Origin of the sequence: Corynebacterium sp. HMSC06C06 (assembly GCF_001807295.1) — a bacterium.
Taxonomy (GTDB): domain Bacteria; phylum Actinomycetota; class Actinomycetes; order Mycobacteriales; family Mycobacteriaceae; genus Corynebacterium; species Corynebacterium striatum.
Window position 1 is genome coordinate 1 of sequence record NZ_KV788511.1, and the last position, 13647, is coordinate 13647.

The window sequence follows — 13647 nt, forward strand, 5'->3', positions numbered from 1 at the left end:
AAACCAATGGTGCAACGACGCCTAGAATCCGCCCATAGTAGCAAAACAAAAGGCCCCTCACTCCCTAATCGATATGTAGGAAGGAAGGCGCCTTTGGCATCTCAGCGAGATGCCCTTTGACGTCATTGGCTTAGTTCAGCTGGTTGCGTAGGTGCTCAACGAGGGCGTCGATGGCCACATCGTTCTGCTCGTGGGCTGCCAGGTCCTTAACGGCCACAACGCCGTTTTCAAGCTCTTGCTCACCGAGCACGAGAGCAAAGCGCGCGCCTGCGCGGTCAGCGCCCTTCATCGCGCCCTTAAGTCCGCGGTCGCCGAAGGACATGTCCGCAGAGATACCGGCATTACGCAGGTCATTGATGATGCCAGCCATACGACGCTTCGCATCAGCGCCCAGCGCAACGCCGAACACAGCAACGCGCTGATCGACGCCGTCGAGCTCGATGCCTTCGGCTTCGAGAGCCAGGATCGTGCGGTCGACGCCAAGTCCATAACCAATACCGGAAAGCTCCTGACCACCGAGCTGTGCCATAAGTCCGTCGTAGCGGCCACCGCCGCCGATACCGGATTGAGCGCCCAGCAGTGGGTGCACAAACTCGAAACAGGTCTTGGTGTAGTAGTCCAGCCCGCGCACCATGCGCGGGTTGATGGTGTATTCAATACCCATGTCATCAAGAAGGCCGGTGACGGTCTCGAAGTGGGTACGGCATTCCTCGTTGAGGTGGTCGAGCATCAACGGGGCGTCGACAAGCTGCTCTTGCACCTCCGGACGCTTATCATCCAAAACGCGCAGCGGGTTGATCTCCGCACGCTTGCGGGTCTCTTCGTCCAAATCCAGCTTAAAGAGGAAATCCTGCAGCTTCTCACGATAAGCAGGACGACAATTGTGATCGCCAAGGCTGGTTAGCTCGAGGCGGAACTTGCTGAGTCCAAGCGAACGGAAGGAACGATCAGCTAGCGCAATAATCTCCGCGTCCAATGCGGGATCGTCGACGCCGATTGCCTCGACGCCCACCTGCTGAAGCTGGCGGTAGCGGCCGGCCTGCGGACGCTCATAGCGGAAGAAAGGTCCGAAATAATTGAGCTTGACCGGCAGCTGACCGCGGTCGAGGTTGTGCTCAATGACCGAACGCATCACACCCGCAGTGCCTTCGGGGCGCAGGGTTACCGAGCGGTCACCACGGTCTGCGAAGGTGTACATCTCCTTGGAGACCACATCGGTGGATTCACCAACACCACGCGCGAAAAGCGTAGTGTCTTCGAAGATCGGAAGCTCGATGTGCTGGAAGCCGGACAGATGCGCCTGGTGAACCAGGTTCTCACGCACCTTGTAGAAGGTCGCCGATTGCGGCGGAATGTAGTCCGGCACTCCTTTGGGGGCGGACAGGGCCTTGAACTGCTTCTTATCACTCACGCATATCAGAGTACATCCCGCAGCGTGGCGAGGAACGGATTAGTGGCCCTTTCTGCGCGCATCATGGTCGTCGGGCCATGCCCTGGCAACACAGCCAGCCTGTCATCAAGGTTCCACACCGGACCAGCAAGCGAACGCTGCATGGCCGCAGGATCTGAGTGCTCCAAGTCAGTACGCCCGATCGAGCCTTTAAACAAAACATCACCGGCGAGGACAAATTCTTCCGCAAAAATGAGAACGCAACCCGGGGAATGCCCTGGGGCGTGCTCGAGGCGGAATTCATGGCCAACCAGTTCGATAGTCTCGCCACCGCGCAGATCGCGCAGGCCCTCAATCTGCACCATGTTCTTCGCATCAAAGAGCACTTGGGACTCGGCGGAAACCCCGGAGCCGTCGACAAGCATGAATGCATCATCGGGGTGGATATAAACCGGCAGTTCGAGCTGGCGCGCCAAGTCCCCCGCTTCACGGGTATGGTCCAGGTGGCCGTGGGTGAGGACGATCGCCTCGAAGGTCAGCCCCTGCTCAGCGCCGATTTCCAGGACGCGCTGCATCGCATACATGCCCGGATCAACCACGAAGGCACGTGCACCGTTTGCCACGATGTACGTGTTGGTCTTATAGGGGCCCGCTGCGAAACCTAAAACGCTCAAAGTCATAAAACGCAGTCTAGCGCCCCCACCGATGTGGAAGCGCTAGCTGGCTAGAAAGCCACTCGAAGCCGCCGCGCTCATAGAAAGCGACGTCGGTCAGGTGATTAGCTCAGTGCCTCAATGGCTGCATCGTAGTTAGGCTCGGTGGTCACCTCAGGAACCAGCTCGGTGTAGATCACCTTGTGGTTTTCATCGGTGACAACGACGGAGCGTGCGAGCAGGCCTTTCAGCGGGGAACCCTGCAGGGTAATGCCGAGCTTTTCACCGAAATCAGAGCGGAAGTCAGAAGCGCTGACGACGTTCTCGATGCCTTCAGCTGCGCAGAAACGCTCCTGTGCGAATGGCAGGTCACGGGACACGGACAGGACAACGGTGTTGTCCAATCCCGCTGCCTTCTCATTGAACGCGCGAAGCTGCGCCGCGCACACGCCGGTGTCAACGGATGGGAACAGGGAGATCACAAGGCGCTTGCCCGCGAAGTCCTTGTTGGTGACCTCAGAAAGGTCAGTGCCAACGAGGTAAAACTCGGGCAGCTGAGCACCTACCTCTGGCAGGTCGCCTGCGATCTGGGTTTCATTTCCTTGGAAGTTCACTGTAGTCATGGCGCCCCACAATACTGGAGCTAAACATTTGGCGCCACGAGTATCAGCCACGAGCATCAGATGAGACTCACAGGAGACTGAATAAGGCCCAGTTTTGCTCACAAGCTAGAATCAGTGCGGTAATGCTCGAGTTCAATCGACCGAGCCCAAGTGACTGACATAGACACCCATTGCCGGAGGACACTTACATGCCCAACAATGCACAGCGCCGTGAAGAGGCGCTCAACAGCCTTGAGCGCGAGCTCAAGGCCCGTGACCGCAAAGAAAAGACTCGCCCGCTGGGCGTCGTTGCTGCTTCGCTCGTAGTCATTCTCGCCCTTGTTGGCGGAATTTACTTCTTCGCAACACGCGACAACTCTGAGGAGAAGGTCGTAGCTGAGGAATCCAGCACTGCCGCAACCTCAAGCCAGGATAAAACTCCCGAAGCAACTGCACTGAGCGGTAAGCGTAAGGAAGCACTCCCGGCAAGCGTCCAGTGCAAGTTCGAGGATGACGGCCGCGACGACAATGGCGCCAAGGCCCCTAGCGGCAAAGACGTCTCCACGAAGGGCACCGTTCAGGTCACGTTCAAGACCAATCAGGGTGACATCGTAATGGACCTGGATCGTTCTCTCGCCCCTTGCACAGTGCAGGCAATCACTTCCCTGGCAAAGAGTGGCTTCTACGATGACACCATTTGCCACCGTATGACCTCCGGCGGTTTGAATGTCCTCCAGTGTGGTGACCCAACTGGTACCGGCTCCGGTGGCCCTGGCTTTAGCTTCGCCAACGAATACCCAACCGATGAGGTGGACTCCTCCGCTGGAAAGAAGCCTGTGACCTACCCGAAGGGTTCCATTGCAATGGCCAACTCTGGCAAGGACACCAACGGTTCCCAGTTCTTCATCAATTACGCCGACTCCATGTTGGCCCCTGATTACACCTACTTCGGCAACCTCACTGACCAGGGTCAAAAGACCTTGGACAAGATTGCCAAGATTGGCGTCGAAGGCGGTGCCACCGACGGCAAGCCAGCTGAAGAAATCAAGATTTCCACGGCTACCGTTTCCTCCTAAACCTAGGACCACGGCGCTCCTCTCCCCCACAATGAGGAGCCGAGAATTGCCCTTTCCAGTCACAGCAGCTGGAAAGGGCTCTTTTTTACCTCTCACGCTCTACCCCCGCAGTTGAACCTAAGAGAAATTCAGGTCAGCCCGGCACGTTCACATTTGGTTTATTGGTTTAGACTCACTTGATTTTATATCTGCAGTACAACGAGCACCCAACCTTAACGTCCAGTTAATTCACAGACAGAATTATTTCTTGGCAAAGGTGTTGCAAAAGTCTAGGAGCAACACTAACATTCATGGAGTCTTTGAAATTCCCGACTCTTAAGGATTGAACATATGAAGTTCTTCTCCCGCAAGGCACTCGTTGCCGCTGCAGCAGCTGCAACCATCTCCTTCGGCGGCGCTGGCGCTGCTATGGCTCAGGATTCCGTACAGCCTCAGCAGGTTTCCGCAACTACCACTCCTTCCTCCACCGGCAATAAGCTTTCCTCCGAACTCAGCTCCTCCAACTCGAATGGCAAAGACTCCGGGGACAAGGCCAAGCAAATCAAGGATTGGATCGGCGTCTTCACCGCTGTTATCTCTGCGCTCGGCGCACTGTTCGCTTTTGTAAACAAGTACATGAAGTTCTAGTTTATTCCTGAGCTTTCATGTAAAGCACCTGCTTTGAGCAGGTGCTTTTCTTGTTTTCCTGCACAAACTCTATCCTGCCCACCTGGAGGCACGAGCCGCTACTAATCCCCTGCCTCGCCTTCGATTCCTTTAATGCGCTCAGCTCCCAAGATGTCACGGAATAAAGCGGGATCGACGAACTGTCCAATTTTAATTACCGAAATTTGGCCAGTGGGCTCCAAGATCATCAACTGGATGTCCGCGCGCCGACCCAACCCTGCCTTGCGAGTAGCCGAGTTAACATCACTTTCCGTAATGTGCGCAAAATGCATGTTCTCAGGCAATAACTCGCCGTCATAGACAAGAAGCACAGGGCGACGGTCGATGTAGCGTGACCAACGAATATAACGGCGGAACGTACCGAAGGCCGCCTCCAACACCATCAGAGTCAAAAGTCCGACGATACCTGCTGCCAGGGTGGGCGGGTTACCCACAATCACACGGCCCGAAACCGCGCCGAACATAATGATGATGACCGCGTCAGAGGCGGTCATCGATGTCAGTACGCGGGTGCCAAAGAGCTTGACCAAAATCATGAAGGCCAAATAGATACCCACCGTGGCCAAAATGACCACAGGTATTCGATGCGGCTCAATACCCAATTGGTATAAAGCCTCACGTCCCATTAGCCCTAGCGTATCCACGGTTTTCCAGCTTACATCGAGCATTCTTGCGCTTTCCCACGCCCCCTCCCCCGAATCACGCCTCCACACGATCGTGGCATTAGCGCCCTAGGCATTGACCACGCAAGCTATCGGCAAGGCTTTCAACCTCAAGCACGTCAACGAGGCCCTAGCCCTCGTCGAGTCGGGTAAAGCCCGGGGCACAGTGCTTATCGACGTCGCAGGTTCCCAGGCGGAGGCCGCCCAGCCACAGCAGTAGCTAGGCGGTGACGCGACGAGCTAGGCGGTGACGCGGTAGACGTCGAAGACTCCCTCGGTGTTGCGCAGCGTGGTCATCAGCTGGCCCAGCTGCTTGGTATCCGAGATGGAGAACGTAAAGCGCATGGTGGCAATGTGGTCGTCGCCGCGGTTCGAGCTCATCGACAAAACATTGAGCTTTTGCTCGCTGAATACGCCAGTTAGCTCGGCCAGCAGGCCTTGCCGGTCAATCGCTTCAAGCTGGAGGCTAGCGGAGAACTCGCCGGACGATCCCTTGCCCGAAGACCATTCGACCTTCATCATGCGCTCCGGCTCAGACTTGAGCTTTTCCGCATTGGTGCAGTCTGCGCGGTGGACGGAAACACCACCACCACGGGTGACGAAGCCGAAGATAGCGTCGCCAGGGACTGGCTGGCAGCAACGCGCCAGCTTAGCCATGACATCAGGGCTGCCCTCAACCAAAATTCCGGTTCCTTGCTCTGAGTCGTGGGTGCGCTGATTACGCGAGCTTTCCAGCTCAGAGAATGGTGTACGCGACGCCAGGGCCTCTGCAGCGTCGTCTTGGTCCCCAAAGAGGGACATCAGTTGATTCGACACATGCTGTGCCGATACATTTCCGGCACCTATAGCGGTGTAAAGGGCGTCCACATCGGAATAGTGGAGTTGCTCGGCGACTTGCTTCATGGAAGAAGCAGTAAACAACCTATGCATTGGCAGGCCGCCGCGTTGAATCTCAGCCGCCAAAGCATCGCGCCCGGACTCCAAGTGCTCCTCGCGGCGCTCCTTGGCAAACCACTGACGCACTTTTGCTTTGGCGCGTGGCGAGACCAAGAAGTCCTGCCAATCCCTCGACGGCCCAGCGTTAGGATCCTTCGAGGTAAAGATCTCAACCTTGTCACCAGACTTTAGCTCTGACTCAAGCGCAACCAGCTTTCCATTGACCTTCGCACCGATACAGCGGTGGCCCACCTCGGTGTGCACAGCGTAGGCAAAGTCCACCGGCGTTGAACCTGCCGGCAAGTTGACTACATCGCCCTTCGGGGTAAATGCAAAAATCTGCTTAGCCGTAAGGTCATAACGCAGCGAGTCCAAGAACTCATTCGGGTCAGCGGCTTCCTTCTGCCAGTCCAGCAGCTGACGCATCCACGCCATCTGGTCGACCTCAGCGTCACCCTTAGCGTTCTTGCCCTTCTTCTCCTTGTAACGCCAGTGCGCAGCAACACCAAACTCCGCGTTGTAGTGCATCTCGTGCGTGCGCACCTGAACTTCCAGGGTGGAACCGCCCTCTGCAATCACCGTGGTGTGCAGGGACTGGTATACCCCGAAACGCGGCGCAGAAATATAGTCCTTAAAGCGCCCCGGAAGCGCCTGATAAAGCGAGTGCACAACGCCAATCGCGGCATAACAAGAGTTAACGTCATCAACGAGGATGCGGATACCTACGAGGTCGAAGATCTCCGCAAAATCGCGGCCACGCACCATCATCTTCTGATAGATGGACCAGTAGTGCTTCGGACGTCCCATGACCTCAGCATCGATGCCGTTTTCCCGCAGGGCCTGAGTAACCTGCGTTTTGATTTCCTTCAAAGCGCGGTCACGAGAAGGAGCTCGGTCCGCCACCATGCGTACGATCTCGTCGTATTTCTTGGGGTACAAGATGGCAAAAGAAAGGTCTTCCAGCTCCCATTTCACGTTGGCCATACCCAAGCGGTGTGCTAATGGCGCAATGACGTCGAGAGTCTGCCGTGCCTTCTTCGCCTGCTTCTCTGGGGGGAGAAAGCGCATGGTGCGCATGTTGTGGAGGCGGTCCGCCACCTTGATAACGAGCACGCGGGGATCGGTGGCCATGGCCACGATCATCTTGCGGATAGTTTCTGCCTCAGCTGCGGCGCCGAGGGCAACCTTGTCGAGCTTTGTCACGCCGTCGACAAGCCGCGCAACCTCAGGACCGAAGTCCCTTGTCAGGTCTTCAAGTGAATAGTCCGTGTCCTCGACCGTGTCATGCAGCAGTGTCGCAACGATGGTCGTGGTGTCCATGCCAATCTCAGCCGCGATGGTGGCTACGGCGAGGGGGTGGGTGATATATGGTTCCCCGGACTTACGGAACACACCCTCGTGGAGGCGCTCAGCCGTGTTGTAGGCGTTATTAAGTAGCTCTACGTCAGCTTTGGGATGGAACTGCCGGTGGATGGACATCAGTGGATCCAGCACCGGGTTGATCTTTACCCTGCCTCCGGTCAAAGACCGAGCCAAACGTGCCGACATGCTCCGCATGCCGCCATTCGGGCGCTTTGTCGACTTCTCAGTGGTCAAGGCGTCGCCCTCCTCCTAGTCATGGGGTGTATCCGGCCAACGATGGCTTTAGACACATCATTCTAGTCGGTGGCTGCTGCTTGGTTGAGCACAACCAGCGGAACATCTGCCAAACGCTCGCGACCAGCCAGTCCGTTAACTTCCAAGACCACGACGTTTCCAGCTACCTTTGCGCCCGCAGACTCCAAAAGCAGCTTCGCGCCGTAGAGCGTGCCTCCGGTGGCCAGAACGTCGTCGACAAGCACGATGCGCTTGCCTTTAATATCGACTCCCTCACCGGGAATCTCGAGCGCCGCCGAACCGTACTCCAGCGTGTACTCCTGAGTCAGAACGGGTGGTGGCAGCTTGCCCTTCTTGCGGATGGCCAAAATGCCCACGCCTAGCTTGTACGCCACGGCAGAGCCCAGCAAGAAACCGCGTGCATCGAGGCCACCAATCATCTCGGCGTCCAAGTCTTCGCAGGCCTTCGCTAGGCCGTCGACAACTGCCTGAAATGCTTCGGCGTCAGCAAGCACTGGCGTCAAATCCTCGAAGAGGATGCCCTTCTCGGGGAAGTCTTGCACCAAACGCACTTTTTCATTCAGTGCCCGCGCCGCGGCGGAATAAGTTTCACTCACAACAAATCCTTTAAAAGTTCGTGTCAAATTTGAGACTAGAAATCAACAACTGATTAACGCTGAGTGCTGACTGGAGCTGCACTCGGCGCACTCCAACGATCCATGTTCCAGCCAATACCCGCAGCACCAGTGTATGGGACCACGCCCTTGACCGAGCGGTCAACGATGAAGACGCGGGGCTGGGCGGCCAAAGGAACAGAGGGGACGTCCTCCCACAGCTTTTCCTCTGCTTCTTTGATTTCCTGCAGCCGTTTGATGTTTGAGTCCGGCGTAGAGTACTCCGTCATTGGATCAACCGGGCCCAAGAATGCATCGATAGTCGGAGTCCATGTCACAGGGTCCATCTCCAAATAATGCTGCGACATGTACTCAGCAGACTGGTCTTCGACCGTGATACCGGCGGGTTCACACATCTTCTTAATCTCTTCGACCATGGCGCTGTAGCGCTCATCCGGACCCAAGTAACCAATCTTGACGGTGTACCCAGACAGGTTCGCAGCCTTAGCCATGTCCTGACCCTGGTGCTCCTTGGCGAATTGGCCCAAATGGGTGGCGACCGGGTCAGAATGGCGCAACGTGCGCAGGTACACAGGTGGTACTTCTACGCCAGATTGCTGCGAACTGACCTTGGCCAACCGCCCATGGTCGATGCAGGAGGCAAAAGCCTCCCGGGCCCACGATTCCTGGAATACGCCGGACTGCGACAACGCCAGGGTGTCGGTCAAGCCACCTACTACGGGCTCGACCTCATAAGGGCTTGCTTGGTCAGCAGCAGGCAACCATTCTGGCTTAGCTTCAGCGGCATCGACAACACGCAAATTACCGCTATCTTTGAGAGCCTTAGCATCTGCAGTGTTGGGCCATACAACAACGGTATCTGTCGCCGGTTTATCGCCGAAGTACTCCTTGTTAGCCTTCAGGGTGATCTCGCCCTGCTCCCCCACCTTGTCCACCGCGAAGGGCCCAAAGGAAACTTGCAGCTCCGGATCAAAGTCAGCAGGGGCTGTGGAGAATCCATAACGCCACGCGTCTGCCACTGGTTGCAAAGCAGTGGGGTCTTGGAAGGACAGAGTCGTGTTGAGCTCCTCCATCGTCAACCCGGCCTTCTTGGCCAAGGCATGCGCCGGCATAACGGTTCCTGGGCCAAAGAGATAGCGCCAGCGATCGCCTTGGCCTTCGTTGAAGGTGAGCGTAAATTCCTTGGAATTCGGGGCACACTCGAATTGGGCGATCTCGTTCATCAGAGGCATGTGCGAGCCGAACTCAGATGCCATCACGCCTGCGGTGAAGGCGAGCAGGTAGTCATCACAAGTTACGGGAACGCCATCGGAGAATTTTGCTTGCTCCGAGAGGGTAAAACTAATCTGCTTGTGAGGATTTTCCGGGGAGGATGGCAACTCTTCGGTCTGCACAAGATCCGAGTTGGGGATCATCTGCCCCGAGGGGCCGGGGACATAAATGGCCGGGTATAAGCGGCTGGACAACTGCGCTGCACTCGTTGCACTGCCGAACGAGGTGCCTGCATTTGTAGTGGCAAGCGGGGTATTGACCATGTATCCGAAGAAATCGGTGGACTGTGGTCCGCTCGGTTTTTCTTCCTCGTTACCGTCCCGGTTGCCTTGGTCTGAGCAGGCCGTTGCGGTGAGGCCGACAACGGCGAGGAGCGCCACTGAGGCCTTTTTAGCCCAATGGCGCTCTGTTTGTGGTTTAACTACCACCTTTTGTCCTCGCTTCTTTTCGACGTCCGTTCCCGACGTCCTGGATCAACGGCCTAGAGTAGCGGCCTGGAGTAACGGCTCATCTACCGGCCTGGACGCCAGCTTGTCCCGGCGCTGCCTGGGGTGCCCGGGTTCCTAGTGGAGGGGGCCGATGCAGCATCGCTTGACGACGCCTCCCCTTCCGAATCCTGGGCTGCCAGAGAAGTGACCTTTCGGGAACCCACTGCAGCGGCGGCCACGGTGTCTTCATCTGCGTCTTCGCCGTGCTCAGCGCGGAACTGCTGCACCTCAGTGTTGTGCTTCTTGACGGACTTACGACGGTTTTCAATGGACACCAGCAATGGGGTTGCCAGGAACAACGAGGAGAAAATGCCCTCGATGACGCCAATCAGCTGAATGAGCGCAAGGTCGCGAAGGGTGCCAATGCCCATCAGCCAGACGGCGATGACGAACAGCGCAATAATCGGCAGGACCGAGATGATAGACGTGGAAATGGAACGCATAACTGTCTGGTTAACGGCGAGGTTCGCAAGCTCGCCATATGTCTTCTTGCGCTGGCCCTGGAAGCCTTCAGTATTCTCGTTGACCTTGTCAAAGACGATAACGGAGTCATAGATAGAGAAGGTCAGCACCGTAAGCAGACCAATGACGACTGCCGGGGAGACTTCTAGCCCGAAGATGGCGTAGATGCCTGCGATGATGACGCCGTCAAGAATCAGCGCGAGAATCGCTGCGAAGGCCATGTCTCGCTGCAGTCGAACTGCGACATACACCGTCGCCGTCGCAAGGAATACAGCCATAGCGAGAAGCATGCGCTGCGTAATCGCGGATCCCCATGACTCAGACACAGTTGAAGAACCAATTGCATCCGGGGTGGCCTTGCCCTCGGCATCCTTTGGATGATACTGCTCAAAGATTGCTTGACGGGCGGTGTCTACCTGCTCCTGAGAAAGGCGTTCGGAAGTGATTTCCAAGGTACGCGAGTCGCCGGCGCCGACGATCTGCACCATTTCCGGCTCGACACCAATAGCTTCTTCGAAGGTATCGCCAACCTGCTCTGCCACCAGATCGGCGGCTGGCATGTTCAGCTTGGTGCCGCCCTCGAAGTCAAGGGAGAGGCTAAAGCCGCGAATTGCAATGGCCAAGATGGACGCAGCGACCAATACTGCGGTGATGGCGTACCACGTCTTGGAATGACCAATAAAGTCGTATCCGCCCTCGTCTTCATACAGACGATCCATCTTGGAGATCTTGTGATTGTTCACTTTAGTAGTCATCTCTACTTGTCCTCCTCGGTGAGGCGGGAATCGGCTGCTGCTGTATGAGACGCTGCAGCTGCGCTTGCAGCGGTTTCCTTGTGTCCGGTTTTTCCAGACTTTGCGTAATAACCACGGGCACGACGTTCCTCAACCAGAGCGTAAATACCGCCAAGTCCGTTCATAGACGGCTTAGCTGCTGCTGGTCTTGCGCCGATGAGCTGCATCAGCGGAGCCATAATGAGGAAGGAGACAACCAAGTCGAATGCGGTGGTCAGGCCCATAGTGAAGGCGAAGCCTTTGACCTCACCAATTGCGAGGAAGTACACGATGACAGCGCCAATAAGCGTAACAGCGTTACCCGTAACGATGGTTGCGCGTGAGCGCTCCCACGCCTTGGTAGTTGCCGAACGGAAGGTTCTGCCTTCCAACAGCTCATCCTTGATGCGCTCGTAGTAGACCACGAAGGAGTCCGCAGTAGCACCGACACCAATGACCAAACCGGCGATGCCAGAAAGGTCCAGCGAGTAGCCAATCCAGCGACCCAACAGAACGAGTGCACCGTAGGTCAAAATGCCGGAGGCGACGAGGGTAATCAGGGAGACACCGGCGAGTGCACGGAAGTAATACAGCGAGTAAAGGACAACCAAGATGAAGCCCACGATGCCCGCGATGAGTCCGGCCTTCAGAGCAGCCTTACCCAGTGATGGTGGAACAGTTTCCACGGTGCCGCCTGGCTCGCCATTGGAACCGGTAAAGGACAGCGGAAGAGCGCCATACTTGAGGTTGTTAGCCAGGCTAGTTGCTTCTTCTTGGCTGAAGTCACCGGTGATGGAGGTAGCGGAGCCAACCGGAGTTGCGCCCTGGATGACTGGAGCAGAAATAACCGCAGAGTCAAGGGTGATGGCGACCTGCTTCTTCAGGTTCTGCTGTGTCACCTTGGACCAAGTCTCGGAACCGTTAGGGCCATCGCCGGTCTTGAAGGCGAAGCTGATCTCCATCTGGCCGGTCTGCGGGTTGAGGCCACCGTTAATTGGCTTGTTGGTGTCAATTTCGTTACCGGTCAAACGAGTACCGTTAGGATCCTTTACGCCTTCGAGCAATGGCGCTGGGGCCAAAAGGTATGGGGTTTTGTTTGCAAAGTCACAAGCCACGAACTGCTTTGCTGGATCATCGGTACCAGCAAGCGGATCAGAATCAGCATCGCACTTCAAAAGGGCCGCTGCAGCGGAGATAGTCGTTGGGTCGTCAGACTGACGGTCCTTGCGGAGCATCGCCGTCATCTCATCGCGGAAATCGGCCTTCTCGAGCGAGTTTGAAGGCTCCTTCTTTGGCTTTGCGGTAACAGTCGGGGCCTGTGAGTCCTCCGACTTCTTGTCCTTCTTTTCTCCGGACTGTTCCACGGCCTTCTTAATAGCATCATGTACTTGCTTTAGTGACGCGTTGGCTTCCTCCACGCTAAGAACGCGGTACTCAACCCACCGGTTTGCCATGTCGAGCAAAGTGTCATTGAGCTTGTTCATGTCCGGCATCGGCTGTTGCGCAACTGGACGGAACAAAAGCTGGGAAGTCTGGCCCACTGCCTGCGCCTGGGAAGCATCCTCGCCTGGAACCGTGATTACGAGCGTGGAGCCATTGATCACAACCTCGGAACCAGAAACGCCCATTCCGTTGACGCGCTGTTCAAGGATGTTACGAGCTTGCTGGAGCTGGTCTTGAGTGGGCTCCTCGCCTTGCGGTACGAGGGTCACACGGGTACCGCCCTGCAAGTCAATGCCGAGTTTCGGCGTGCCTTGGCGAGCACCAGTTAGGAAAATAAGGGCATAAATAGCAACGACGATTAGCGCAAACAAGGCAATGGCACGCTTTGGCCACTGCCTGTTCCTATTGCGCAATGCGCCACGATTCTTTGCGGACAAGGAGTTCTCCTGTGCAACTAAAACAGGGTTTTACGATTAACTTTGAATAATTCGTGGGCATTTGAAACAAAAGTCCACGAGCACGATCCCTCATGCTACGTCATGAAAGGCCCAATGACTTAACGGGCTCTCAGCTTTTCCACCTAGTGTGATAAGCGCTACAAAACGGCAGCTGGAATCGCACTAGCGAATCCCGTTTGCTTCCTCTTCGCTGACGATTTCCGGCGTACGAACAATGGCCATCTTGTCGAAGGTGATTACGACGCCTCCGGCCACTTCTAGATCCACTTCCTGCTCGCGGGTAGCCGCGACAGTCCCGTGCAGGCCGCCCGCAGTAATTACTTTCTGCCCTACATACAAATTTTGCTGCAGCTCAGAAAGCTTGTTTTGACGCTCACGCTGTTTGCGCATCGTCATAAAACTAGGGAGGAAGATGAGAATTGCGAGAACTAGAAGAAGTGCGTATTCCATAACTGGCTAGTGTGCCAGACTCATGCGCACAGATGCCAGCCCTTGCACTAGAAGTGTGATGTCTATGGAGTTTTTGGTCACGGAG

General features: G+C 56.3%; 13 protein-coding genes. 3 read left to right on the top strand and 10 right to left on the bottom strand.

What is annotated here, in order from left to right:
• Positions 1-130: 130 nt before the first annotated feature.
• The 3 genes from hisS to tpx form a co-directional block, all read right to left on the bottom strand.
• Positions 131-1411 (bottom strand): histidine--tRNA ligase, encoded by a 1281-nt coding sequence (gene hisS / locus HMPREF3153_RS09995; RefSeq protein WP_046646625.1) that lies wholly within the window; start codon positions 1409-1411, stop codon positions 131-133.
• A 5-nt stretch (positions 1412-1416) separates the two neighbouring features.
• Positions 1417-2070, bottom strand: coding sequence for an MBL fold metallo-hydrolase (locus HMPREF3153_RS10000; protein WP_070420750.1), 654 nt, complete (start codon positions 2068-2070; stop codon positions 1417-1419).
• 98 nt (positions 2071-2168) lie between these two features.
• The gene (gene tpx / locus HMPREF3153_RS10005) at positions 2169-2666 is read right to left on the bottom strand and encodes a thiol peroxidase (protein WP_070420751.1); all 498 of its coding nucleotides are present in this window, start codon (positions 2664-2666) and stop codon (positions 2169-2171) included.
• Positions 2667-2854: 188 nt separating this feature from the next.
• Between tpx and HMPREF3153_RS10010 the strand changes: the two genes are divergently transcribed.
• On the top strand, positions 2855-3721 hold the full coding sequence (locus HMPREF3153_RS10010) for a peptidylprolyl isomerase (RefSeq protein WP_070420752.1): 867 nt from the start codon (positions 2855-2857) through the stop codon (positions 3719-3721).
• Positions 3722-4051: 330 nt separating this feature from the next.
• A complete protein-coding gene (locus tag HMPREF3153_RS10015; RefSeq protein ID WP_070420753.1) occupies positions 4052-4348 on the top strand; it encodes a hypothetical protein in 297 nt (98 codons plus the stop codon).
• Positions 4349-4449: 101 nt separating this feature from the next.
• Here the strand turns inward: HMPREF3153_RS10015 and HMPREF3153_RS10020 are convergent, their stop codons facing one another.
• Positions 4450-5013 (bottom strand): DUF421 domain-containing protein, encoded by a 564-nt coding sequence (locus tag HMPREF3153_RS10020; RefSeq protein WP_181814983.1) that lies wholly within the window; start codon positions 5011-5013, stop codon positions 4450-4452.
• Between the two features lie 112 nt (positions 5014-5125).
• Between HMPREF3153_RS10020 and HMPREF3153_RS12775 the strand changes: the two genes are divergently transcribed.
• Positions 5126-5269, top strand: coding sequence for a hypothetical protein (locus tag HMPREF3153_RS12775; RefSeq protein WP_168161728.1), 144 nt, complete (start codon positions 5126-5128; stop codon positions 5267-5269).
• 20 nt (positions 5270-5289) lie between these two features.
• On the opposite strand, the gene HMPREF3153_RS10025 is transcribed toward HMPREF3153_RS12775, so the two are convergent.
• The 6 genes from HMPREF3153_RS10025 to yajC all read right to left on the bottom strand — a co-directional run bounded on the left by HMPREF3153_RS10025 (position 5290) and on the right by yajC (position 13562).
• On the bottom strand, positions 5290-7542 hold the full coding sequence (locus tag HMPREF3153_RS10025) for a RelA/SpoT family protein (protein ID WP_370875963.1): 2253 nt from the start codon (positions 7540-7542) through the stop codon (positions 5290-5292).
• Between the two features lie 101 nt (positions 7543-7643).
• Complete coding sequence (locus HMPREF3153_RS10030) at positions 7644-8198, bottom strand: adenine phosphoribosyltransferase (protein ID WP_070420754.1); 555 nt, start codon at positions 8196-8198, stop codon at positions 7644-7646.
• Positions 8199-8251: 53 nt separating this feature from the next.
• Complete coding sequence (locus tag HMPREF3153_RS10035; protein WP_070420755.1) at positions 8252-9868, bottom strand: ABC transporter substrate-binding protein; 1617 nt, start codon at positions 9866-9868, stop codon at positions 8252-8254.
• 131 nt (positions 9869-9999) lie between these two features.
• Positions 10000-11193 carry a protein translocase subunit SecF gene (gene secF / locus HMPREF3153_RS10040; protein ID WP_070420756.1) on the bottom strand — a complete coding sequence of 398 codons (1194 nt, stop codon included), beginning with the start codon at positions 11191-11193 and terminating at the stop codon, positions 10000-10002.
• 2 nt (positions 11194-11195) lie between these two features.
• Positions 11196-13091, bottom strand: coding sequence for a protein translocase subunit SecD (gene secD / locus HMPREF3153_RS10045; RefSeq protein ID WP_080972097.1), 1896 nt, complete (start codon positions 13089-13091; stop codon positions 11196-11198).
• A 183-nt stretch (positions 13092-13274) separates the two neighbouring features.
• Complete coding sequence (gene yajC, locus HMPREF3153_RS10050; RefSeq protein ID WP_046646632.1) at positions 13275-13562, bottom strand: preprotein translocase subunit YajC; 288 nt, start codon at positions 13560-13562, stop codon at positions 13275-13277.
• Positions 13563-13647: the final 85 nt, after the last annotated feature.